Annotated in this window: 21 protein-coding genes and 1 tRNA gene; 9 read left to right on the top strand and 13 right to left on the bottom strand. The window is 65.2% G+C overall.

What is annotated here, in order from left to right; translation table 11 throughout:
* Positions 1-42: 42 nt before the first annotated feature.
* The 3 genes from NO347_RS07825 to NO347_RS07815 form a co-directional block, all read right to left on the bottom strand.
* On the bottom strand, positions 43-2,484 hold the full coding sequence (locus NO347_RS07825) for a DUF2309 domain-containing protein (RefSeq protein ID WP_256289066.1): 2,442 nt from the start codon (positions 2,482-2,484) through the stop codon (positions 43-45).
* Complete coding sequence (locus tag NO347_RS07820) at positions 2,474-3,967, bottom strand: proton-conducting transporter transmembrane domain-containing protein (protein WP_256289065.1); 1,494 nt, start codon at positions 3,965-3,967, stop codon at positions 2,474-2,476. Before NO347_RS07820 ends, NO347_RS07825 begins: the two co-directional genes overlap by 11 nt.
* Before the next feature lie 364 nt (positions 3,968-4,331).
* Entirely contained in the window at positions 4,332-4,817 is a 486-nt protein-coding gene (locus tag NO347_RS07815; protein ID WP_256289064.1) for an Lrp/AsnC family transcriptional regulator, read from the bottom strand.
* A gap of 90 nt (positions 4,818-4,907) precedes the next feature.
* Between NO347_RS07815 and NO347_RS07810 the strand changes: the two genes are divergently transcribed.
* On the top strand, positions 4,908-5,672 hold the full coding sequence (locus NO347_RS07810; RefSeq protein ID WP_256289063.1) for a glucose 1-dehydrogenase: 765 nt from the start codon (positions 4,908-4,910) through the stop codon (positions 5,670-5,672).
* Between the two features lie 32 nt (positions 5,673-5,704).
* On the opposite strand, the gene NO347_RS07805 is transcribed toward NO347_RS07810, so the two are convergent.
* Positions 5,705-6,172, bottom strand: coding sequence for an acyl-CoA thioesterase (locus tag NO347_RS07805; RefSeq protein WP_121569817.1), 468 nt, complete (start codon positions 6,170-6,172; stop codon positions 5,705-5,707).
* Between the two features lie 99 nt (positions 6,173-6,271).
* Between NO347_RS07805 and NO347_RS07800 the strand changes: the two genes are divergently transcribed.
* The 3 genes from NO347_RS07800 to NO347_RS07790 all read left to right on the top strand — a co-directional run bounded on the left by NO347_RS07800 (position 6,272) and on the right by NO347_RS07790 (position 10,097).
* The gene (locus NO347_RS07800) at positions 6,272-6,841 is read left to right on the top strand and encodes a J domain-containing protein (RefSeq protein WP_256289062.1); all 570 of its coding nucleotides are present in this window, start codon (positions 6,272-6,274) and stop codon (positions 6,839-6,841) included.
* 144 nt (positions 6,842-6,985) lie between these two features.
* Complete coding sequence (locus tag NO347_RS07795) at positions 6,986-8,596, top strand: GTPBP1 family GTP-binding protein (RefSeq protein WP_256289061.1); 1,611 nt, start codon at positions 6,986-6,988, stop codon at positions 8,594-8,596.
* 184 nt (positions 8,597-8,780) lie between these two features.
* Complete coding sequence (locus NO347_RS07790; RefSeq protein WP_256289060.1) at positions 8,781-10,097, top strand: M48 family metallopeptidase; 1,317 nt, start codon at positions 8,781-8,783, stop codon at positions 10,095-10,097.
* Positions 10,098-10,127: 30 nt separating this feature from the next.
* Here the strand turns inward: NO347_RS07790 and NO347_RS07785 are convergent, their stop codons facing one another.
* Entirely contained in the window at positions 10,128-10,619 is a 492-nt protein-coding gene (locus NO347_RS07785; RefSeq protein ID WP_256289059.1) for a double winged helix-containing putative transcriptional regulator, read from the bottom strand.
* A gap of 21 nt (positions 10,620-10,640) precedes the next feature.
* Positions 10,641-11,585 carry a methenyltetrahydromethanopterin cyclohydrolase gene (gene mch / locus NO347_RS07780; protein WP_256289058.1) on the bottom strand — a complete coding sequence of 315 codons (945 nt, stop codon included), beginning with the start codon at positions 11,583-11,585 and terminating at the stop codon, positions 10,641-10,643.
* Positions 11,586-11,876: 291 nt separating this feature from the next.
* Between mch and NO347_RS07775 the strand changes: the two genes are divergently transcribed.
* The gene (locus tag NO347_RS07775; protein WP_256289057.1) at positions 11,877-14,255 is read left to right on the top strand and encodes a DUF7827 domain-containing protein; all 2,379 of its coding nucleotides are present in this window, start codon (positions 11,877-11,879) and stop codon (positions 14,253-14,255) included.
* Between the two features lie 645 nt (positions 14,256-14,900).
* On the opposite strand, the gene NO347_RS07770 is transcribed toward NO347_RS07775, so the two are convergent.
* Together NO347_RS07770 and NO347_RS07765 are read right to left on the bottom strand one after the other, a co-directional pair.
* Positions 14,901-15,055, bottom strand: a tRNA-Met gene (locus tag NO347_RS07770).
* Between the two features lie 94 nt (positions 15,056-15,149).
* Complete coding sequence (locus NO347_RS07765) at positions 15,150-15,824, bottom strand: TVP38/TMEM64 family protein (RefSeq protein ID WP_256289056.1); 675 nt, start codon at positions 15,822-15,824, stop codon at positions 15,150-15,152.
* Between the two features lie 321 nt (positions 15,825-16,145).
* Here NO347_RS07765 and NO347_RS07760 point away from each other — a divergent pair, with 321 nt between their 5' ends.
* A complete protein-coding gene (locus tag NO347_RS07760) occupies positions 16,146-16,526 on the top strand; it encodes a DUF5830 family protein (protein WP_256289253.1) in 381 nt (126 codons plus the stop codon).
* Position 16,527: 1 nt separating this feature from the next.
* On the opposite strand, the gene NO347_RS07755 is transcribed toward NO347_RS07760, so the two are convergent.
* The gene (locus tag NO347_RS07755; RefSeq protein ID WP_256289055.1) at positions 16,528-17,814 is read right to left on the bottom strand and encodes a DUF7115 domain-containing protein; all 1,287 of its coding nucleotides are present in this window, start codon (positions 17,812-17,814) and stop codon (positions 16,528-16,530) included.
* 150 nt (positions 17,815-17,964) lie between these two features.
* Positions 17,965-19,029 (bottom strand): glutamine-hydrolyzing carbamoyl-phosphate synthase small subunit, encoded by a 1,065-nt coding sequence (gene carA / locus NO347_RS07750; protein WP_256289053.1) that lies wholly within the window; start codon positions 19,027-19,029, stop codon positions 17,965-17,967.
* Positions 19,030-19,126: 97 nt separating this feature from the next.
* Here carA and NO347_RS07745 point away from each other — a divergent pair, with 97 nt between their 5' ends.
* Together NO347_RS07745 and NO347_RS07740 are read left to right on the top strand one after the other, a co-directional pair.
* A complete protein-coding gene (locus tag NO347_RS07745) occupies positions 19,127-19,549 on the top strand; it encodes an Lrp/AsnC family transcriptional regulator (RefSeq protein WP_121569807.1) in 423 nt (140 codons plus the stop codon).
* Between the two features lie 73 nt (positions 19,550-19,622).
* The gene (locus NO347_RS07740) at positions 19,623-19,823 is read left to right on the top strand and encodes a 30S ribosomal protein S17e (RefSeq protein ID WP_121569806.1); all 201 of its coding nucleotides are present in this window, start codon (positions 19,623-19,625) and stop codon (positions 19,821-19,823) included.
* Positions 19,824-19,942: 119 nt separating this feature from the next.
* Here NO347_RS07740 and NO347_RS07735 read toward each other — a convergent pair whose 3' ends face one another.
* Entirely contained in the window at positions 19,943-20,311 is a 369-nt protein-coding gene (locus NO347_RS07735; protein WP_256289050.1) for a DUF8022 family protein, read from the bottom strand.
* A 1-nt stretch (position 20,312) separates the two neighbouring features.
* Positions 20,313-21,857 (bottom strand): acyl-CoA carboxylase subunit beta, encoded by a 1,545-nt coding sequence (locus tag NO347_RS07730; protein WP_256289049.1) that lies wholly within the window; start codon positions 21,855-21,857, stop codon positions 20,313-20,315.
* A 165-nt stretch (positions 21,858-22,022) separates the two neighbouring features.
* On the opposite strand from NO347_RS07730, the gene NO347_RS07725 reads away from it, so the two are divergent.
* Positions 22,023-22,220 carry an HVO_0649 family zinc finger protein gene (locus NO347_RS07725; protein WP_121569804.1) on the top strand — a complete coding sequence of 66 codons (198 nt, stop codon included), beginning with the start codon at positions 22,023-22,025 and terminating at the stop codon, positions 22,218-22,220.
* 68 nt (positions 22,221-22,288) lie between these two features.
* On the opposite strand, the gene NO347_RS07720 is transcribed toward NO347_RS07725, so the two are convergent.
* Positions 22,289-23,722: a sodium-dependent transporter gene (locus NO347_RS07720; protein WP_256289045.1), complete on the bottom strand. Its 1,434-nt coding sequence runs from the start codon at positions 23,720-23,722 to the stop codon at positions 22,289-22,291.
* Positions 23,723-23,879 lie beyond the last annotated feature (157 nt).

Here is a 23,879-nt window from a genome sequence, read left to right as displayed (position 1 = left end):
GTATAAACCGGTAGCCGCGATACGATTTGGCGCTGAGGCCGCTCAGTCGTCGGCGACTGTGGAAGTCGCCGCCGGCTTCGGGGCTTCTGTCCGGGCCTGTTCCGTGAGCGGCGTCCAGTTGAGATCGCCCGTGTAGTGGAGCGCGCGGTGGTCCTGCGTGGGATCGACGACCGTCAGCGAGAGCCAGTCGTTGTCCAGCAGGCCGGCCAGGTTTTCGTGTTCGGCTACGACGGCGGTCACGCGTTCGACGGGCGCGTGGATGACCGTCGAGAGACGGAGCGGCTGGTGGTACGGCTCGTCGTCCGCGCTCGTCAGCGACTGCAGGGGGAGACCGGTCATCAGATCGCCGCCGTTGCCCTGGTAGACGCCGATGTTTCCGACGGGGTTGTGCGTCACCTTCGAGCCGCTGCCGTAGACCGCGTTGTCGACCGTCGCGAAGTAGTACTGCGCGTTGATCCACTGGGTGACGACCATCGGGCCGGTCAGGATGGCTTCGAGGGCGTCGCCGTCGTCATCGGTCCGCCAGTCGTAGGAGTGGAGGAACGAACGGCCGTCCAGGTCGAGGTCGTCGGTGAGTTCTCTGGGGCCGATGACGAACCCCGCGTTGCCGGCCAGCCCCCACTCCGGACGCGTCTCCGCCCAGTCGGCCGCGCGGCGCTCGGTCTCGCGGACCCCTGTCTCGGTCTCGCCTCCCATATCGCCGGCCCGTTCGGCAGCCGCACCGGCGCGCGCGGTCGCGAGGTCGGCACGGAGCTGTTCGACGTCGTCTTCGTGCGTCTCTGGGACGCTCCCGTCGTACAGCTCCACCTCGTCGGTCGTCGTGTTGTGTTCGCCCGCGACGAAGACGGTGTCCTCGGGCACGTCGATCCCGCGCTCGCGGAGTTTCTCTCTGACCGCCTCGTCGTTACAGATGGTCGCGAGGACGCGCGCGTTCGGCCCGCCGGGGTTGCCGGCGCAGGCCCCACAGTCGAGACTCGAACCGAACGGATTGTTCGTCGTGTGGCTGGCGTGACCCGCGAAGACGACGACGCGGGCGAACTGCTCCCAGCCCGTCAACTCGAACGCCGCCGCGGCGTACTCGACTTTCTCCTCGAGGGTGAGTCCCTGCGGCAGCTCGTCGTCGGCACCCGGATGGTGATCCACCGACGGCTCACAGACCTCGTGGTCGCCCGGGAGACGCTCGTCGGTGGCGTCGGCGAGGTCGTAGACGCGCGCCGGGAGGAGCGTCCGGGTGGCCAGCGCCAGTCCGTAGCCCGCTCCCGTGCTCTCGACGAAACTGAACGCCGTCGCGGCGTTCGATTTCACGCTCTTCATTGCTTTCTCCGCGGTCGTGAGCGCGGTGTTCCAGCGGTCGTACGTGCGGTGATGATTCTCGTTGCAGTCCGCCGCTGGACGATCGTCGATGTGATGCTCCGCGTCGACGATCGGCGGGCAGGCGTCCACGGTCACGTCGGAGTCGTACCCCGAATACCGCATCGGAATCCCGAAGAAGCCGGCGTAGCCGTGGGTCTCGTAGTCGCCGGTCGCCTCGATGTGCCGGCGGATAATCTCCGAGCGCGTGTCGATGCAGAAGACGAACTGGGCGTCCGGGCGGTCCGACCCTGAGTCCGCCGCGACCGACGCGCTCGCGTCGGTGAGCGAGTCGACCAGTTCCGCGCGGTAGGTCGCCTCCCACGCGCTCAGCCAGACCTCGGGGAGCGGGACGGTGCCGTCGGCTGTTTTTGCACTCCGGTCGGCGTCGCCCGGGGCTTCCTCGGGGGCGAGCGGCGCACCGAACAGGTCTGCCAGCGTCAGGCGCACTGCCAGGTATCCCGACAGCGTGATCGGATACGTCGACTGCCAGGCGTCGTTGTCGGCCGCGCGCTGCTTGATGAACCCCGTCCAGCCGGGGAGCGCGGTCAACTGGAACTCGAAGATGTCCTGCCACTCGCCGACCGGATACTCAGAGAGCCGGGTCCTGATCGCGTCGACCGGCTGTTCGGGGAGGTCGGCGATGGTCTCGTTTCCGGGGACGTCGCCGTCGTGTGGCGCCACCGTCCGGAACGCGTCGTAAAACCCCTGCTCGCGGTTCGGCATCGGCCACTCGGCGCGTCCCTGATCGAGGAACGCGGACAGCCACTTCGTCAGGACCGCATCGACCTGCTCTGCGGCCGGCGACCGCGCGGCAGTCGAGTCGCTCGCGCCCCCGGCTTCGATGCGGTCGAGCGCCGCCTCGGGATCGGCGTCGTAGCCGTTGGCACTCAGTTGGTCCCGCAGGATCTCGGGGTCGATCTGGCCGCCTTCCCACGCGCGGCGGAACGTCTCGGCGCTCGGGTATCCGCCGCCGCCGAGCAGTTCCTCGGCGTCAGCGACGGCCTCGTGAAACGGCCGGTCCTCGAACCCAGAGAGCGGGTTCGCGGTCACGAACGAGTGGAGTGGCCAGACCGCGCCGACCGATTCGGCCGCTGCGTCGATGCTCTCTTCGATGGCGGATTCAGTACTCATTGTAGTCCTCCGTCGTCGTCAACAGGGTGTCCGTGGGCGGCTGCGTCGCGTTCAACAGCGCGACGTACAGGCGCTGGCTGCGGCGGTAGACGCCGGTCTCGATCGCGAGGTAGACGGCGAGGAACGCGGCGCCGACGAGTCCGTAGGCGAGCGTCAACTCCGCTGGCTGTCCGATCGCGGGGAGGCCGGAGAGCAAGCCCTCGATCACGCCGTAGACCGTGGCGTAGATTGCGATCGCGGGCAACGCGACCAGCGGAACCGCGCCGTACCGTACCAGGGTCGGAAGCGAGGTCTGCGTGACCACGTCGCGGGTGGCGTGCATCACCGTCAGGACGACGAGCCCCACGAGCAGGACGCCGCTGTCCAGTTGCGTGCCCTTTCCAGTGAGTCCGGCGAACACCGCGCCGCCCGCGAGCGCGGTGAGCACGATCACGGCGACGCCGGCGAGACCGACAGATCCGGACTGCTTTGCCTTCGTCTTCGTCGGGCTCTCGTGTTCGACCTCACCGCCCGACGAGAGGAACTGATACGCCTTGTAGAACCCGTGGAGGATGAGGTGGGTGATGGCGGCCCCGAAGAATCCCAGGCCGGCCTGCATAATCATAAAGCCCATCTGGCCGACCGTCGAGCAGCCGAGTTTGCCCTTGGCGTCTGTCTGCACCGTTCTGAGAAGCTTTCCCAGGAGCGCGCTCGCCGCGCCGACGAGGACGACCGCGAGCATCACTCCCGCGTCGGCCGTCACCACCGGCGCGAAGCGAACCAGTAGCACGCCGCCGGCGTTGACGAAGCCGGCGTGCATCAGCGCCGAGGCGGGCGTCGGTCCCGTCATCGACGCGAGCAGCCACGTGTGAAACGGGACGAGCGCGGACTGGACCATCGCCGCCAGCAGGAGTGCGCCGGCGGCGAACAGCACGACCGTAGGCGACGCGCCGGCGACGCTCGATGCGAACCCTGAGATCGTCGTCGCACCCGTGTCCCACCACAGTGTCGCGAGCGCGATCGTGAGCAAGGCGCTGCTCGCGAGGAAGTACCGGCGCGCGAGTGAGGCTGCGGCCTGGGCCTGGGGCCAGCCCTCGACGTGTCCGATCAGGTCGGCCATTAGGAGCCCCATCGCGAGCCACGCGAGCCCGAACAGCGCGAGGTGGTCGGCTGCGACCAGCAGCATCACGGCCAGTGTGAAGGCGAACACGCGCCCGAAGAACCGGTCGATCCTCCGGCTCCCGGCCATATAGCGCCGCGAGTAGCTGTGGACGATCCCGCTGAAGAACGTCACCGTCGCCCACATCACGGCCGTCAAGCCGTCGACAGCCACGAGACCCGCGATCTCCCAGCCTCCGCCGCCTCGGAACCGGACGGCGAGCACACCCAGGCTCACAATCCATAGGACCCACACGAGCCGCGTCAACGTCGCCGGCACGCGTGAATCGCCGTTCGTCGGCGTCGAAAGCTGTCCCACGGTCGTCGACTGCTCTTGTCCGGTCATCGTTTGGTGTCTGTGACCGACCACTGCGACGACGGCGTGCGTCCCACACACCGATCACAGCATTCGGTCGTCCTACCCAACTGTACGAACAGATCGGTTGTTAAATCTATCTATCTTCCCATTCTGTTCGGAAAAATAAAATTATAGAACGTGATGGTATTGTATGGCACACAGGCTCGGCTAGCGGATACGTGGCTCGCGGTACGCATCAGTAGCCAGTCGAAAGAGGTAGATCCAGCAGAACGTTCGAATACCGACGAGCAACCTTGCACACCGAGAATGCCGGACGCTGTCCTCGTCGCGAACAGGTCGGTCGCTTACAGCGTGGAGTCGGACACTTCTGTTCGATCTGTCGGATGCTCCGCTAGTGACCGTTTTCTGCGTGCGTCTCGGGGTCGAACTTCCCGAACGGCGTGGTCTGATGACTCCGCACGAGGACTTCGTCGGCGACCGTCAGTCCCATATCCAGCAGTTTCTGTGCGACGGGCGTGATGTCGCTGTCGGACTCTCCGACGACCGTCACGAGGAGGTTCTGCTCGCCGGTGACCAACTCTTGGACCGATACGACCCCGTCGATCTCCAGGATCTCGTCGATGAGTTCGCCGCGCTCGGCGATCGAGGCGGTGCAGAACAGCAACATCCGGAGCGGGTAGCCCGACCGCTGGTAGTCCACTTCGGCGCTGTATCCCTTGACGATCTCGTCGGTTTCGAGACGTTGGATGCGCTTTCGGACCGTGCTGTCGGAGGTACCGGTTCGCTCTGCGATGTCGCCGGACGACATATTTCGGGCGTCTTCCTGTAACGCATACAGGATAGCCTTGTCCACGTCGTCGATATCCTGATTGCCCATATCGGTACATCGGCGGCAAAGGCACTTTACCTTTGTATGATGGTGCCCCTCCGTCGCTACGCTTTTGATCGATTACTGTGACGTTTCGATATGGGTTCGTTTACCGACGGAGTTGCGGTCGTCACCGGCGGCGGATCGGGAATCGGACGGACGACTGCGATCGAGTTCGCCGACCGCGGTGCGCGTGTCGTCGTCGCCGACGTCGACGTCGAGGGTGGCGAGGAGACGGTCTCAGAGATCGAAGAAGCCGGCGGCGAGGCGTGCTTCGTCGAGACCGACGTCACGGACACGGACGCGACCGAAGCGATGGTCGACGTCGCGGTCGACACCTACGGCCGACTCGATTACGCCTTCAACAACGCCGGAATCAGCGGCCCGAGTGCCGCCGTCACCGACCACGACCCCGAGGAGTGGCAGGGCGTCATCGACGTCAACCTCGTTGGCGTGTTCAACTGTATGAAATACGAGATCGCACAGATGCAAGAACAGGAGACCGGTGGCGTAGTCGTGAACAACGCCTCGATCCTGGGGCACGTCGGGTTCAAGAACTCCTCGGGCTACGCCGCCGCGAAGCACGGCCTGCTCGGCCTGACGAAGACGGCCGCACTGGAGAACGGCGAGACGGGCGTTCGCGTCAACGCGGTCTGCCCCGGATTCATCGAGACGCCGCTTCTGGAAGCGGCGGGCCTTACGTCCGACCCGGATATGCGAGAGCAGATCGAACAGCTCCACCCGATGAATCGCCTCGGAACGCCTCAGGAGGTCGCGGACGCCGTGTGCTGGCTCTGTGACGACGAGGCGTCGTTCGTCACCGGCGAGGCACTCGGCGTCGACGGCGGTTATTTGGCACGGTAGCGTCGCGTCTCCCGCTTTTCAGGAATTACCGACTAATCGCTCCACTGCTCTTCGATCGGCTGGGGCGTCTCCTCGCCGAGCGCGACGGCTTTGAGCGTCTCTCCCCGTTCGGTGGTGACTTCGAGATCCGGGACGGAGACGGGATTGCCGTCCTCGTCGATCGCGACGTAGACGAAGTGTGACTCCGTCGTGAGTTTGCACTCACCCGACAGCGGGTCTTCACTGAAGACGCGTAAGTGAATATTCACGCTCGTCGACCCCGCCTCGTAAGCGTACGCCTCGATGAGCGCGGCGTTCCCGCGCGGAATCGGCTCGTGGAAGTCGACGCTCTCCATATGGGCTGTGACGCAGGTCTGCCCGGCGAACCGCATCGCCGACATCGCGCCGACCTCGTCCATCCACTTGACGACGTTGCCGCCGTGTGCGATCTCGTGGTTGTTGGTGTTGCTCGGCTGGACGAGCACGCGGTTCTCGATATAGGTCTCTTCGAGTGAAATCATAATCTGCTGTTTCCCGACAGCCGTAATTGATCTGTCGTCTCGGCGAAATCGCCACGGGGTGCCGGGACGCTTACGGTTCTCCGAGCCCTGCGTTCACGCGTGGACAGGGACGGACTCGTCATCGGCATTGCAGCGGTGTTCGCGGGGACGACGGTTCTCTTGACCGTCCTCGCGTTCGTCTATCAGCCGTTTCTGCTGCTCTTGGCAGTTCCGTTCGGAATCGCGACGTACCTCCTGTGGTACCACGCGAGCGGCCGTCTTCGCGACCGGCTCCGCCGTACCGTCGAAGCCGGACCCGGATCCGGCCCCGGACGAGGAGGGCCGAACGCGGCGTCCCGTGGCCCGCGTGACTTCCAGGGCTTCGGCCCGGGGAGACGCGCGGCTGGGGCCGAGAACGGACGCCGCGCAGGCGGGAACCGGCGAGCGAGCGGACGCGGCCAGCGTGCGGCTGACGGCCGTGGTCGCCGAACTGCGGGACCCCGGCGAGACCCGAACGAGCCGACGCTCGCCGAGGCCTACCGCACATTGGGTCTCGACCCCGGCGCAGACGAAGCGGACGTGCGCGCCGCCTACCGCGAGCGGGTGAAGGCCGTCCACCCCGACACCGACTCCGGCGACGAAGAGCAGTTCAAGCGCGTGAACCGCGCGTACGAGCGCCTCACGGAGTGAAAGGGCGTCTTCGCCACTCTCGCTCTCGGCCGATAAGCCACAGAGCACGCGTCCAGACCGCTACACGCTGTTCGGTACCGCTACTGTGACACGGGAACCCACACCACGAAAAGGGTTTTAGCGGATCGTTCCCTATCCGCGGCTATGAGCGCTGATCGGGCCGTACTGGAGTCGGCCCTCGAGCGCGGCGAGGAGGAGGGCGGAAGCGTCGAGTTCAAAGAGCGACTCTCACGGGAGTTGCATCTCGCCGACGGCCGACTGGAGAGCCTCGCGGCACAACTGCGCCACCGGGTGCTCTCCGGCGACGGCACGGCGACGTACGTCGTCGGCGTCACCGACGACGGCGGCATCGCCGGCATTCCGCCAGAAGCCTTCTCCGAATCGATGGACGTCCTCTCGATCCTCGCCGAGGAGGCGGACGCCCACATCGGAGACGTCGAGACGTGGGGCGTCGGTGACGACGGCGAGCGCGGCCTCGTCGGCGTCGCGACCGTCCAGGAAGGGGGGATGCTCGACGTCGACGACGACCACATCGTCGTCGGGACCGCGGGTCACGTCGACCACGGCAAGTCGACGCTCGTGGGGTCGCTGGTCACCGGGACCGCCGACGACGGACAGGGCCAGACGCGCGGCTTCCTCGACGTCCAGCCGCACGAAGTCGAGCGCGGGCTCTCGGCGGACCTCTCGTACGCCGTCTACGGCTTCACCGACGACGGCGCGGTCCATATGGACAACCCCCACCGCAAATCCGACCGCGCACGCGTGGTCGAGGAGGCCGACCGGCTCGTCTCATTCGTCGATACCGTGGGCCACGAGCCCTGGCTCCGGACGACGATCCGCGGGCTCGTCGGCCAGCGCCTCGACTACGGACTCGTCGTCGTCGCCGCCGACGACGGCCCGACGAAGACGACGCGCGAGCACCTCGGCATCCTGCTCGCGATGGAACTTCCCACCGTCGTCGCGATCACCAAAGCCGACGCCGTGACCGACGACCGCTTCGAGGAGGTCGAACGCGAGGTCGAACGGATGCTCCGGGACGTCGGACGGACGCCGCTCCGCGTCGACCGACACGGCGTCGAAGCCGCCGTCGAGGAACTGAGCGACTCGGTCGTCCCGATCCTGCGGACGAGCGCGGTGACGATGGACGGCCTCGACGACCTCGACGCGATGTTCGAGCGCCTGCCGAAGACGGCGACCGACACCCGCGGGGACTTCCGGATGTACGTCGACCGGACGTACTCCGTGACCGGCGTCGGCGCGGTCGCCTCCGGGACGGTCAACTCGGGCTCCGTCGAGGTGGGCGACGAACTGCTGCTGGGGCCGATGCCGGACGGCTCCTTCCGCGAGGTCGAGGTCCGCTCGATCGAGATGCACCACCACCGCGTCGATCGGGCAAAGGCGGGACGCATCGTCGGTATCGCGCTTAAAGGCGTCCGCGAGGAGGAGATGGAGCGCGGAATGGCGCTGCTGCCGGGCGACGCCGACCCGCCGTCAGTCCGCTCGTTCGAGGCGGAAGTGATGGTGCTGAATCATCCCACCCGCATCCGCGAGGGCTACGAGCCAGTCGTCCACCTAGAGACGGCGAGTGAGGCGGTCATCTTCCACCCCGAAGGCGGTCAACTCCTCCCGGGCGATACGGGAACGGCGACGGTCGAGTTCAAGTTCCGCCCCTACCTGGTCGAGGAAGGCCAGCGGTTCGTGTTCCGCGAGGGACAGTCGAAGGGCGTTGGGACCGTCGTCGACGTCGGTGAGTGAGGGTCGAACGGTCGTTCGACCGACTGACGCTCATAATGATTACTCTCGTCTCTTACCGCCGACCATCGCCTCCGAGAGTGGCGCTCGGCGGTAAACAGTGAGAGTAATCACTATCAGTCCTCTTTCTCTCTGCTCCCCTCTCCCGCCCGCGAGGTTGAAGTCCCACGACGCCCCAGGAATTCGTATGGTCTCGCTATCCGCGCTCGCACTCGTCGCCCTGCTCGGCGGCGTCCAGGTGCTCGAGACGGTCCTCGACTATCTCAATCTCCGTCACGGCGCGGCGGCCGTCCGCGACGCCGTCGAGTGGGTTCGCTCGGCGCTCGACGTCGACGAGCCCGAGGAGATGCTGGCCTACCAGCGCTCGAAGACGATCCTCTCGCAGATCCAGTCGTGGCTGGGCGTCCTCGTCGTGCTCGCTGTCGTCGTTTCCGGGCTCTACGGCGACGTCGCCGCGGCGCTGAGTCGAACCGGCCTCCCGAGCGTCGCTCAGGGCGTGCTGCTCCTCGCTGGAGCAATCGTCGCCGGTCGGCTCCTGTCCGCGCCGTTCGACGCCTACGAGACGTTCGTCGTCGAGGAGCGCTTCGACTTCAACAACCAGACGCCGGCGCTGTGGCTTCGCGATCTGGCCGTCGGGACGGTCGTCGCGCTCGTCCTCGGCGGCCTCGTCGGCGGCGCGATTCTGCTCGCGGTCGACGCGCTCCCGACGCTGTGGCCCGTCGTCGGCTGGGGGCTGGTCGTCGGCTTCTCGCTGCTGTTTATGATCGTCTACCCCCGCGTTATCGCGCCGCTTTTCAACGACTTCGAGCCGATAGAAGACGGCGACCTCCGCGACGCGGTCGAGAACGTCTTCGAACACGCCGGCTTCGAGTGTGAGCAGGTCTACGAGATGGACGCGAGTCGCCGATCGTCGCACTCGAACGCGTACTTCGTCGGGTTCGGGCGCGCAAAGCGCGTCGTCCTCTTCGACACGCTCGTCGATCAGATGGACCGCGAGGCGATCCAGGCGGTGCTCGCACACGAACTCGCCCACTGGAAGAAAGCCCACATCTGGAAGCAACTGGCAGCCTCCGCCGTGCAGATGGCTGTCGTCTTCGCGTTCCTCTGGTGGGTGACGACCTCCCAGTGGGTGTACGCCGCGTTCGCGCTCCCACAGGAGACCTACGCCGCGCTCGGGATTGGGCTGCTGTACGCCGGCCCCGTGTTGTCGCTGACCGCGCCGCTCACGAATCAGCTCTCACTGGCACACGAGCGCGAGGCCGACGACTTCGCCGCGGAGACGATGGGTGGGGCTGCGTCGATGACGCGCGCGTTGCGCACGCTCGCGGGCGAAAACTTGAGTAATCCATTCCCACACCCGGCGTACGCCGCATTCCACCTCACGCACCCGCCGATTCCCGAGCGCATCCGTCGGCTCCGGGAACGGTACGGGACAGAGAACGAGGACGCAGACCGCGTCGCGGGCGGCGATTCCGACGCGGGCGTGCCGCCGTCTGCGACGTAGACGGCGAACGGCATCGCCTACTGGCGCCAGTTATTCTCGCGCGCGCACGTAACCACCGTCGCGTTCGGCGGCGAGATCCAACAGCACGGCCCACCCCAGAATCCGTTCGACGCGCTCGCGCCAGACGTCGCGCCAGTCCTCGGCCGCGCGGTGGGTCTCCCAGACGGGCACGCGGTCTTCGAATCCATCGAAGACCGTCTCGATCGACCGGGGCTCGTCGGGATCCAGCGACGCCAGGACTTCTCGCGCGCCGTACACGCGCTCTCGAAACGCCGTTCTGAGGTGGTCGGGCGTCGGCTCGGTCGACTCCCGGACGAAGCCCGAGGACGTCTCCGAGGCTAATTCGAGCGCGCGCAGGAACGTGAGCCACGTGCGCGCGACGTCGCGAGTGGGGAAATCGAGGCGGCGCATCAGCCGGGCACAGCAGTCGTCTTCGGAGCCGGGAACGAGCGGGACGGCACGCTGGGCGTCCGCGACGCGGTCGAGCGATTCGGGTGGGTCCGGCAGGAGCTTGAATCTCATACGCGTACTCAGTTCACGCCATCAGGTTCGGTAACCGAACGACTCCGCGAGCAGTTCTTCGTCGGTTTCGCCGAGAACGTACGTCGGGCCGTCGACGACGTCGATCGTGACCTTCGCGGGCGCGAAGACGGTCTCCGGGACGTCGTAGAAGTCCCAGTCGGCGGCCGCGAAGATCTCCTCGAAGGGCGTGCCGTACTCTTCGCGAGCGCTGGAGGGCACTCGATCGAACTCGTCGAAGTCCTCGGCCACGGTGAGGTGGACCTCGCCGCCGTACGCCAGCGCGTCGTTCGTCCGCGCCATCGCGACGCTCTCGTCGTAGCTCACCGGCGCGAGCGGTGCCGAGCCGAACGCGGACTGGACGTTGCGGACGTCGTAGCCGAGCTCGAAGAGACGGAAGATCGCGAGTTCGGCGGCGCGCGCGGCCCCGGTGACGCTTCCGACTGTCGAGCCGGACGCGTACGTGGGGAGGAAGACGCCGCTCGGTTCGACGCCGGCGGTCTCGGCGACGTGCTCGGCGATACGGTCGCTCGGGAGGTCGATGCTCTCGACCGAGAGGACGGTCAAATCGAACTCGTCGAAGTAGTCCAGCGCGTGGAATTCGTCTTCTTCGGCGACGAGCGCACGGGCCGGCCCCGACCCGAGGCCGTCGAACGCCGGATCGTCGAACGTGAGTTCCCAGCCTGCTTTCTGCGAGCAGAGCAGTGACAGCGCAGGGTGGTCAGTCTGGAGTTCGACGTACGGCGTCGTCGCGCCCGCGACGTCGTCCATCCGCGTCTGGACGGTCGAAAGCCCAGCGGTCTGGATCTCTGCGAGCAACATTCCGGCTTCGACGCCCGCCTGGGAGTCGACGCCGAAATCCAGTACTGTCGCGCCCGACTCCAATTCGTGCGGCACGACGCGGAGTTCCTCCGCGAAGTCGATGGCCTCGTCGACGAGTTCGATGGCCATCCGATTGATGGAATCCATACCTCCGGGTTGGTCGTCGTGGGGTAAAGTCGTTGGTAGTTCTGTAGCTTCGTCTGCCGCGATTGTCGTGTGGGACGTTACCACACAATTTCAGCGGTAGGAAGCTTCTCGCGCCCGCTCAGCGTCAGACAACTACACAAAGTATTTACCGGACCTGGTACTTGATTGTCTCGTACCCCTACCAATGGTGGCACCAGCGAGTACTGCGGGCCACGTCCGTACGATCGGACACACGCACTCGCGTTCCGGTGCGCGCAAAGCTGTTGTCGCCGATTGCAGATCAAACAAACTATGACAGGAAATACAAACAAGTCCCGCGCGGTGTTCCTCGCGGCGCTTATGGTCTTCAGCGTCTTCGCTGGGACCGTGGCGTTCTCGGGGAGTGCGGCCGCTGCGGAGTACGCTGGTGGTGCTGTTCACTACGACAATGACAGCACTGCGGACACCAACTACGTGATCGAAGTACCGTTTGAAGATGGAGCAAACCTCGACAGTAGCGTGCTGGACGAGGATAACTTCACTCTGCTGGACGATGATGACGACATCACGACCGGTAATATTGATTTCGGCGACAGTAGTCTCGGCAACGGCGGAGACACTGTCTACCTGAATACGTCCGGCAATGCGATCCAGTCCAACGACCTTGAGGTCGAACTGTCGGATAACATTACCGCAGGTGGCGACACGGTTTCGGTTGCATTCGCAGCCGAGTCGTACAACACCTCGGAGCTCTCTGAGGACCGCAACGTCTACCAGGGCACGACGGTCGCTATCTACGACGCCTCCTCGCCCCCGGAAACGTTCGAGATTGAAGGCGACGACACTGACTACTTCCAGAGCTTCTCCTCGGGAGACAACAGTGAAGTCTTCTACGTTGACACGGGCAACCTCGAAACCGACACGTACGACTTCGATGGCCTCTCGAACTTCACGGTTCGTAACCTCGGCCTGAGTGTCAGCATCGACGACCTGAACGTCACGCAGGACGACGAAATCGAAGGTACGGTCTCGGCTCAGGACTCGGGCCGCGACGTTACCATCGAACTGATCGACGATGCCGGTGACGGTGACACAGTCGCCACGATCCCGACCACCATCGGTGGCCAAGGTGAGGTCGACTTCTCGTTCGACGCCAACAATTACGAAACGGGCGACTACACCGTTCTCGTGACCGACAACGCGTCGGCTGTCGAGACGGAATCCTCGACTATCTCCATCAGTGAAGCAGACAACGAAGCTGACTTCGCTGACAACACGGTCTCCGAGCAGCGTGGAGACATCGCCGAGATCCAGCTTGACCTTCAGGACAGCGACTACGCGACCGTTACCGTCGGTGCAGCCGATGGTAGCGAGGGCGTCGTCGCGAACGCGACCGTCGAAGACGAAGACAGCGACGGTCAGGTCACGCTCTACCTGAACACGTACCGGCTTACTGAAAATACCGGTGATGCCTTCGCTGTCGACGATGACAGTGATGACAGTGTCACCGACCAGGACGTTGACGTTCCAGTCTCTGACCTGATCGACGCTGGCGACTACGAGCTTGAGGTCGTCGCGGGACAGGACCCCGCTGCCGACACGTCCAGCGGCGCTGACGGCGTCGGAACGCTCGTCCTCGAAGAGCGCAACACGGAATCCATCCAGATGTGGACTGGAAGCTCTGCTGAGCTGAGCAACCCCTCTGAACTCGAAGACATCAACGAAGCTCTCGAGAACGGCGAGATCACCCAGTCGTCCGAGATCGCTGTCGGTGACTGGGCGGTCCACCAGATCGTTGCCTCCGGCTTCGAAGGTGCGCTCAACGCACGCGAGGACGAGGATGTCACCGACGCCTTCCTGCAGCTCAACCGGACCGGTCCGGTCAACCTGACGATCGAAGAGGCCGACCCCGGTGCGAACCAGGATGCGCGCGCTCTCGACATCAACTCGTCCGATAATATGACCGTGATCGCTGACGGCGAGAACGACACTTACTTCGTTCTCGTGAACACCGAACAGGTGAACTTCGCCAACGGTGACGATCTCCCGGCCGACGACGACACAGACCTCGAAACCAACTTCACGGTCCTGAAGAACGATCTCGGCTACGACTTCGTTCCTGAGGATCAGTTCGAGGACGACGAGAACTCCGAAACGTTCGCTACGTTCACGGCGGCTGAGCCGGACGTGAGCGTCAACGAACCGTTCGACGTTGCTGCTTCCAGCAACCAGACGGTCAGCGGCACGTCCAACATCGCACCCGGCACGGAAATCGACGTCCGCGTCCGCAGCGATGATGGCGTCACGCCGAGCTTCCTGAAGACGGCGTCGCCCGTCATCCAGCCCGACGGAACCTGGAGCGCGTCGTTCGACTTCAGTGAGCAGAACGTCGGTGACACCTACGAAATCGTCGTTCAGAACAATCTCATTGATGACACGACGGAGGACGGCGAAGTCGTCGAAGCGGTCGAGACGACTGCACCGGGCACCACGGAAGCTCCGGACACCACGGAAGCTCCGGACACCACGGAAGCTCCGGACACCACGGAAGCTCCGGACACCACGGAAGCTCCCGGTACGACCGAGCAGCCCGCGACTGAAACGCCGACCAGCACGCCTGGCTTCGGTGTGGTCGTCGCGCTGACGGCGCTCATCGCCGCTGCGCTGCTCGCGGTCCGCCGCGACAACTAACGACCTGAACTACCGGACCTAGTCCGGCCCTTCAATTTTTCATTTCTTTCGACGCTACACCCGATAGCGACAGCGACGTCCACCGACACGAGATATTGTCTTCCTTTGTAGATCGGTGCGATCTCGCTCGTGCTCGGCACTGGGATGATGCCTCACGTACGCAGCGCTGAGAACAACAGTTCGGAATCTTCGAGGAGAGCGTCGCCGGTTGCTCGGTCTGCTCAGATCTAGAATCGAGGCTAACTTCGCAGCGTAGAACGTCGACGGCACGTACGTAACTTTCGCACGCCCGGTGTTGACTGGCACCCCACGTCGACGACGGCAACGTCAGCACAGCTTGGCACGATATGCCTAATTCGAATGGGACGTCAACGTCTACGCTCGGCTTCGAAACGTCGTCAACTGTCAGTGCTCATCATCAGCGCACTGTCGATCGACTGGCATTGAGACTAGACACTCTCCCTGCAACTCATCTTACGGAAGGAATGATAGCGAATAGGCAGCACTCGGCACATTTCGGATTCAGTGCACCTGTCGGTCGATCCTCTGACGCTTCAGAGGGGATAACACAAAAAGCCGAAGCTAGTAGCGAATATAAATCCGAAACTCGAAAACGCGCTGCTACGACGTTTGATTGAGGAAAAGTGCCCGGGGTGGGCTCCGAACCCACGATCTCCGCATATCCCAGGTCCGAGGCTCGGCGGGCCCCGTGGGGAGCGGCGGAGGCTTCCAAGGCGTACCGCACCGAATCTCAGGAAACCCTATGAGTGCGGCGCTATGTCCAGCTAAGCCACCCGGGCTCACTTCTCCGTTGTTCGATGACGTTCTTAAACCTTCGCAAGTCCGGTGGCCGCGAGAGTGTCTCACAATCGCACAACCGGCCGTATTCCGGTCTTATTGATCTCCACCAAACACCGCTCCATCGGCGCCCGTGCGCTGATCCGCGTACCACCCGTAGACCGTCGGGCCGAGCAGGAGCACGGCCACCAGCATCGCGGCGACGACGACCCGCAGGTCGGTCGCGCCCGCGAGGTCACCAGCCGCGAGCGTCTCCGCCGACGACCCCGCGAGAATCCCGACGATCACCCACGGAATCTCGCCGATCGCCGTGCCGAGCAGAAACGCCCACAGCGGGACGCCGGCCATTCCCGCGGCGACCGAGACCACGTCTGAGGGGGCCGGGACGAGCCGACTCGCGACGACGCTCCGCACGTCACCGGTCCGCGCTCTGAACGCCTCACCCGCGTCGGCGACGCGGCCCGTCCGTCCGAACCGGCGGGCGAGAAGATACGGTGGCACGCTCGTGAGCGTGACCAGCGCGAGGGCGAGCGGGAACCCCGACGGCCCGAGTCCGTAGCCGAGGAGCACTGCTAAGAGCGTGGTCGGCCACGCGAGCAGCGGTCGGACGGCGGCCAGTGCGATCGTGACGATAACGAGCCGTACCGGATCGGCGACGAGCCACGCCGCTCGGGAGAGCACCGCGTCGGGCGAGGTGACGAGCGCGGCCGCCGCGACGACGACCAGCGCTGCGCCGGCGACCACCCGCGCTCGCAATCGAGACCGATCCATCGTTTGCAGGTCGCCGCCGGGTCGGGATAACAGTTAGTGACCGGCGGTGATCGAGCGGGGGCAAGGTCGGGGGGTTCGTCGTTCCGGCGGGACAGTGAAACGTTATGCCCGCGCACGCGGAATACAGAGTGAACTGTGGCCGACGACGAGCAATCGGATCTCTCGACGTTCGATGCCGGAAGCGGCGCCGACAGCGACACAGATAGCGGAGCCGACAGCGGCACAAATCGCGGCGCGGAAGGCGGCGCAGAGAGTGGCGGTGCGAATGAATCTGGGGACGACAGCCCTGGCCCTACTGATGACACAGGTGGATCTGCGCCGGTGGGACGCGTCGCCAATCTCGACAAGAGCGAGCGCGTCGAACTCGGCGTCGACCTCCTCGCACACGTCGAGGCGGAGTCGCTCGCGCTCTCGGAGGCGGTAGATCGCATCGAGACAGTGACGACGAACCCGGCGTTGACGCGGGAGATCCTCGATACTGCGGAACTCCGCGGCGTCATCGAGCGCGACGAGGGGCGGATCCGTACGCGTCGTGGCGGGACCTACGTTCGCTTCGAACAACAGGTCGTCGAGCGCGAGGGCGACTACGAGTGTCGGCGGTGCGGAGCGAGCCTTTCGACGGGTCACTTCGTGCAGTTCCAGAGCGGCGAACTCGGCCCGTTCGGCCCGTCGTGCGTGCGAAAAGTGCTCGGTCGAGAGTAGGTTAGCGGCCGCGCCGGAGCTCTTCGATGAGCTGTTCGACCAGTTCGCGCTGGGCGCGCAACTCTTCGTTCTGTTTCTCGACGGTTTCTCGGAGTTCAGCCAGTTCCTCGCGGAGTTGCTCCTCTACAGTAGGAGTCGCAGACTGAAAGCCCGAGCCCTCGAATCCGGCGTTGGACGACGGCGTCTCGTTCGATCCCGCGTCGCTCGCCGCGCTCTGCGTGTGGCTTCCCGCTTGTGTCGAGTCGGCGTCCGCCGTCTCGGGCTGTGTGCGGTCCCGAGTAGCGTTCGCCCACGCCGTGTCGGTCGCCTCGGTGCTCTCGGCAGTCGATTGTGTACTGGAATCGGACGTCGTGGCGCTGCTTTCGGCGGTGTCAGTCGTCGTCTCCTGCGTAGGGCGTTCTACCTGCTGGGTGACGCCGTCTGCGCTGGCGTCGGTCGCGCCGGCCTGTGCCGTCGAGAGGTCCGCGCTGTCGCCGGACGCGACCGCATCGGTTGGTGTGGTTTCGGCGCCGTCTCCGGATCGCGTGGCGTTTTCGGGTAACTCTTCGGGCTCTGCGGGGTCGGCGATCAGTGGGTCGGGACCGTTGCCGAAGGAGACTTCACCCGACTGGTCGCCGTCTGCGACGTCGCTTTCGGCTTCCTCCTCGTCGGATTCTGCGGCGGCACGGAGTTCCTCCAGCGAGTCGACGCCCCAATACGAGAGCAGCGTCGTCTCCAGGGCTGCGCGAACCGCGCGGGCGTCGTCATTGGGGGCTTTGAACCGCTCCTGGCGGCCATTGACTGTGAGCACGACCGACGTGGCTACGCTGCCGTCCTCGAAATCCAGGTCTCTCACGTCGCTGTAGTGATAGGACTCGAAGTCCTCGTCCCAGAGATTCGCGCCGATGTGGCGCACCACGCGCTCGCCCGCGATGACGATCGTGAGCTCGCTGAACCGGAAGAGGCGCTCCATCGGCTCGTCGTCTTCGAGGACGTCGTTCGCTTTGAATACGCCTTCGACGATCGGCTGCAGCGCGCGTTCGAGCCGCTTTGCGGGCAGCGAAATCGTCTCCTGGCCGTCGAGGCCGTAGTCCAGCGTCACCTTCGCCTTGCGGCGGCCCTCGGAGACGGTGATGCGCTCGGCGTCGTGAGAGTACTCCTCGACCGACTCGTCGGAGAGCAGCCCTTCGGCGCGATAGAGTAGCGTCCGCGTCGGCGTCACGTACAGTTCGTCCTCGCCGCCGAGGTCGACTCGCGCGACCACGTCCTCGCCAGCGAGGGCGGCCTGGACGATCTCCGGTTGGCTCATAGCATCGTTCTCCGTCCGTTTCGTCATAAATCCGTGGGTCTTGCTGGCGCTCGCACGTGACGGTATACCGAACTTTCCAGGTGGGCGAACAGACGGCGGCGAAACGGGGTAAAAAGAGCGGAAAAGCGGCGGTCGTGGTTGGTTATCTGATTAGTCGTCGGCGACGACGTGCTGGCTCTCGCCGGCCATCGCGAGGACGTCATCGAAGAAGCCGAGCGAGTCGTGGGGGCCGGGGTGGGCTTCGGGGTGGTACTGACGGGTAATCACGTCGAGTTCGTCGTTCGCGAGTCCCTCGGCGGTGCCGTCGTTGACGTTGACCTGCCTCACGTCGAGTTGATCGCCGGGTTCGCCGACGGTGTAGCCGTGGTTCTGCGTCGTCATCACGACCTGTCCGGAGTCGAGGTCGCGGACGGGCTGGTTCACGCCGCGGTGCCCGAAGTCCATCTTCTCGGTGGTGCCGCCGAGCGCGCGGGCGACGACCTGCTGGCCGAGACAGATGCCCGCGATCGGGACCTCGCCGACGTTCTCTTCGACCAGTTCCTGTGCGGCCCCGAAGTTCGCCGGGTCGCCTGGGCCGTTGGAGATGAACAGGAGATCGGGGTCGATCTCGGCGAGGTCTTCGCTCGTGGTGTCGTAGGGGAGCACGTGGACCGACGCGTTGCGTTCGACGAGCGAGTCGACGATCGACATCTTCGCGCCGCAGTCGACGAGCGCGACGTCGACGTTGCCGTCGCCGTAGGTCGTCTGTTCGGCCGTCGAGACGCGCTTGCCGATGTCGACGTGCTCGCTCATCCCTTTGCACTGTTCGAGTTCGGCTTCCGCGTCCGCGGGCGTCACGTCCTCGCCGACGGCGATGCCGCACTTCATCGCACCCTCCTCGCGGATCGACGTGACGAGGTCACGGGTGTCGATGTGGTCGAGGGCAGGGACGTTCTCGTCTTCGAGCCACTCGACGACGTCCTCGGTGAACTCGTGAGAGATCGCCGCGCGCGGGTGGACGCGGTCGGACTCGAATCGCTCTTCTCGGACGCCGTAGTTGCCGATGAGCGGGTACGAGAACGTCAGGACCTGCTCCTCGTAGGAGGGATCGGTCAGGCTCTCCTCGTAGCCGGTGTACGCAGTCGTGAACACTAACTCGCCGCGGGTCCGCCCCGGCACGCGACCGCGGGCCTCGATAACGCGGCCGTCTTCCAGGGCCAGATAGGCGTCCGACATTACGAGAAACGCACGTGATTCTGGGGTATAAGTGTTACTTTCGTAGCTCAGTTACGAATTTCGTAATCGGTAAGCCCCCCGAGCGCGTCTGGGGGGTATGGACGATCTCGATCGCCAGATCCTCGATATTCTCCGCCGGGACGCCCGAACGCCCTACACGGAGATCGCAGCGCAGGTCGGGACATCCGAGGGGACGGTGCGCAACCGAGTCGAGCGCCTGACGGAGGACGGCGTCATCGAGCGGTTCACTATCTCGACGCGGACGGGAAACATCAAAGCGATGATCGAGGTCTCGGTGAAAGTCGACGTCGACACGACCGAGATCACAGAGCAGATGACAGAGTGGGACCAGGTCGACTTCGTCTGGCAGGTCTCCGGCGAAGAGGACGTCGTCCTCGTCGTTGACGCCGCCGACACCCAGGCGGTGAACGATCTCATCACTCGCGCGCGCGAGCTCGACGAGGTGAAGAACACGAAGACGCGGCTCATCCTCGACGAGCGCCTCGGCCGGTCGCCGTGAGATCTGGACGCGACAGCGCCCCACGTCGCGCCGGAACGAATCGTTTTAGTGCGCGCTGGCGGAACAGGGGAGTATGGCGATCAAACCCAAGTACGTCAAACAGCTCGGGAAGCTGCTGCTGGAGAAGTACCCGGAAGCGTTCAACACGGACTTCGAGACGAACAAAGAGAGCGTCGCGACGCTGACCAACGTGGAGTCGAAGGGCGTCCGCAACCGGATCGCGGGCTACATCACGCGCAAGAAGGGCGGCTCGCAGCCCTCCACCTCGGCATAAGTCGGAGACCTGTTTCTGAACGTCGTCGATATCGCGAGCGACTGCCGTCTCTCCTCTCTCGCACGTCCAACACGCTAGTAGCGACGAACCCGTAATAGCTAGAGCGACGCGCCGCGCGCTCAGAGCCGGTCGGCGCGTCCCGCCGCAGTCCACTTGTCTTTCGGTGCGCCGTCGGGAACGCGGCGCACGCGACGTCCGCTCGTGGCATCGACGCGACCTGCGAAGGTCCACTTCTCGCCGATCCACGTCGGCCCCGACTGGGCTGCTGCCGCGGCTGCGACCGCGGTGGCCCGCTCGCCGTCGGCGACGTGAGCGGCAACTGCGGCGGCGATCGCGGCGGCCTCTTCTTCGTCCGCACTGTCCGGGAGCGTGAGGCGGTCGAGCACGTCGGCGACCGGGTCGGTGCCGGTCGAATCGTCACCAACCGAGTCGTCGGCGGTCGAATCACCCGCAACCGAGTCGTCGGCGGTCGGATCGTCGGCGACCATCTCAGATCGGGAGGTTGCCGTGCTTCTTCTCGGGGAGCGAGGAGCGCTTCGAGCGGAGCATCTCCAGGTCCGCGACGAGTCGCGCGCGCGTCTCCGGTGGTTCGATGACGGCGTCGATAAAGCCGCGATCGGCCGCTGTGTAGGGATTCGCGAACTCCTCTCGGTACTCCTCGATGAGTTCGTCGCGCCGCTCGTCGGGATCGTCCGCAGCCGCCAGTTCGTCGCTGTAGAGGATGTTGACCGCGCCCTGCGGCCCCATCACCGCGATCTCGGCCGTCGGCCACGCGTAGTTGACGTCCGCGCCCAGATGCTTCGAGGCCATCACGTCGTAGGCGCCGCCGTAGGCCTTTCGCGTGATCACCGTCAGGAGCGGCACTGTCGCCTCCGAGTAGGCGTACAGTAGCTTCGCGCCGTGGCGGATGATCCCGTTGTGTTCCTGGTCGGTGCCGGGGAGGAACCCGGGCACGTCGACGAAGGAGACGATCGGGATGTTGAAGCCATCACAGAAGCGGACGAACCGCGAAGCCTTCTCGGAGGCCTCGATGTCGAGCGTGCCGGCGTTGACGCGCGGCTGGTTCGCGATGACGCCGACCGAGTGACCGTCGAGGCGGGCGAAGCCGACGAGGACGTTCTTCGCGAAGCCCGCGTGGACCTCGAAGAAGGAGTCCTCGTCGAGGACGCCGCCGATGACGTCGTGCATATCGTACGGTTTCCGAGGCTCATCGGGCACGACCTCGTTCAGCGACTCGTCGGCGCGCTCGGGGTCGTCCCACGGTTCGACACGCGGCGGATCCTCGACGTTGTTCGGGGGGAGATACGAGAGCAGCCGTCGGATGTCGTCGAGCGCTTCCTCCTCGGTGTCGCAGGCGAAGTGTGCGACGCCCGAGGTCGAGGCGTGCGTGACTGCACCGCCGAGTTCCTCGAAGCTCACTTCCTCACCGGTGACGGTCTTGATCACGTCCGGACCGGTGATGAACATGTGGCTCGTGTCCTTCACCATGAACGTGAAGTCCGTGAGCGCGGGTGAGTAGACAGCGCCGCCGGCGCAGGGCCCCATAATCGCCGAAATCTGGGGCACAACGCCCGAGGCCTCCGTGTTCCGCCGGAATATCTCGCCGAAGCCGCCGAGCGACTGGACGCCCTCCTGAATGCGGGCCCCCGCGGAGTCGTTGAGCCCGACGACTGGCGCGCCGACCTCGACGGCTTTGTCCATCACCTTCGTGATCTTCTCGGAGAACACTTCTCCGAGCGAGCCGCCGAAGACGGTGAAGTCGTGGGCGAAGACGAACGTCTTTCGTCCGTCGACCTCGCCGTAGCCGGTCACGACCCCGTCGCCCGGGAGTTGGGTCTCCTCCATCCCGAAGTTGTGGTTCCGGTGGGTCCGGAGCTGGTCGAATTCGTTAAACGTCCCGTCGTCGAGGAAGTACTCGATGCGCTCGCGGGCCGTCATCTTCCCCTTCTCGTGTTGGGATTCGATGCGGTCCTCGCCGCCGCCCTTGAGCGCTCGCTCGCGCTTCTCGCGTAGCTCCTCGATACGGTCCTCCATCGTCACGTCGGACCACCTCCGATCATCGTCACGTACGTACCGACGGGAGGCAAAAGGGTTTCCGCAATCCGACAAGGGAAGGTTCGTCGAACGTCGACATTCTCAAATAACATATAAAAAATAATTATGTTTATTGCGCTCGGAATCGTGGTAGCAAGTACCACGATGGCTAGCGCACACCGATCACCCTTCGAACGCCTGCGGTCGCAGTACAACGACGTCGACCTCGTCTGTCCGAAGTGCGGCTACGACGACATCGACGGGGAGTGGCAGGCCGTGACGACCGGTCGCACGATCGAGTACCGGCACATCTGCCCCAGTTGCGGTGCGATCCGACGGCGGACGATTACGCTGGAAAAATAAATCGCGAGCGGCGGACCGAAGTGAACAGGACCGCGACTGCCGCGCTGCGTCGCGCGCTTGCGGTCAGGTCAGACGAGCGACCGCTCGGTCCGGAGTCCGACGAACGCCACTGCGCCGACGAACACCGCGACGAGCACCGTCGGCCAGAAGCCGAGGCTGGCGTCCACGCCGAAGGTCGTCAGGAGGGTGAAAAGCAGGAAGATCGGGAGGACGACGCCCGCACCGAGCAGCCACGGCGTCGCGAGCGCGCGCGAGACGCTGCCAGCGCCGGAGCGGAGTTCGGTGATCGCATCGCGGCCCAGTACCCAGCCGGCGAAGACGAGCACGGCGGTCAGCCCGAGCGTCAGGAGGGTGTCGACGAGCGGTCCGGCGACGAAGCCGAACACTGCCGTCCCCGCGATCGTCGGGTTGATCGCGCAGATCCCACCCGTCACGACCACGGCACCGGTGACGAGCGCCACGGCGCGGTGTCGCGAGAAGCCGTACTCGTCGACGAGGAACGAGACGGGGATCTCGAGCATACTGATCGACGACGACAGCGCCGCGAGCACGACGACGCCGAAGAACGCCGTCGCGACGAGCGCGCCCGCGGGAAGTTGGGAGAACGCGCCAGCGAGGCCGACGAACAGCGCGCCCGGCCCGGGTGCAGTCTGTGACGGATCGACGCCGAGCGAGAACAGCAGCGGGAAGACGACGAGGCCCGCGAGCACACCCACGAGCGTGTTGAGGACGGCGATGATCGTCCCGTCGAAGGGGAGCGAGCGATCCTCGTCGATGTAGGAGGCGTAGGTGATCATCGTCCCCGCGCCGAGCGAGAGCGTGAAGAGCGCCTGTCCGGCAGCCGGCGCGAGCACGTCGAAGAAGTTCGCGCGGATCGTCGCGAGGTCGAAGCTGAGATAGAACGCGTACGCTTCGGCCGCACCGGGGCGCGACCCCGCCCAGACGGCGAGCCCGATCAGCAGTGCGAGCACCGCGGGCATCATCACCTTCGTGCCGAGTTCGATCCCGCGGCGGACGCCCGCGTAGACGACGAGCGCCGTCAGCGCGAGAAACAGCAGGTGGTAGCCGAGCGCGTCGAGACCGGCGGCCACGCCACCGAAGTACTGGCCGGGCGAGGCGAAGTACGCCGGTTCACTCCCGACGAGGCCGAGTGCGCTCTCGCCGAAGTACCGGAGGATCCAGCCGCCAACGACGCTGTAGAACGAGATGAGCGCGATCGCGGTGAAGACGTAGAAGACGCCCCACAGCCCCCACGCTCGCGACCCCGAGAGATCCCGAAAGGCTCCAACGGGACTTTTCTTGCCGCGTCGGCCGACGACGAACTCCCCGAGCAGCCCCGGGACGCCGACGAGCAGTACGATACCGAGATACACCATCAGAAACGCGCTTCCACCGTTGTCGGCTGTCACCCACGGGAAGCGCCAGATGTTCCCGAGGCCGACCGCCGAACCCGCGGCGGCGAGGATGAACCCCGCGCGTGTCGCCCATGTCTCACGTGTCATTGGCACTCACTCACCTGCTCGCGAGTAAGTGGTTTTCGGACCGAATCCGTCTCCTCGGCCGATAACACGGTCATTCGTGAGGAATTTGCCCCGCGGCGGTGAGCGCGACGCCAACGATCGTCGGTGCCGCGACGACTCCGAGGCCGCCGGTGTGTTG

The organism is Halobellus inordinatus (assembly GCF_024464655.1).
Taxonomy (GTDB): domain Archaea; phylum Halobacteriota; class Halobacteria; order Halobacteriales; family Haloferacaceae; genus Haloquadratum; species Haloquadratum inordinatus.
The sequence above is the reverse complement of the archived record's forward strand: the minus strand, read 5'-3'. Positions and strand labels throughout refer to the sequence as shown.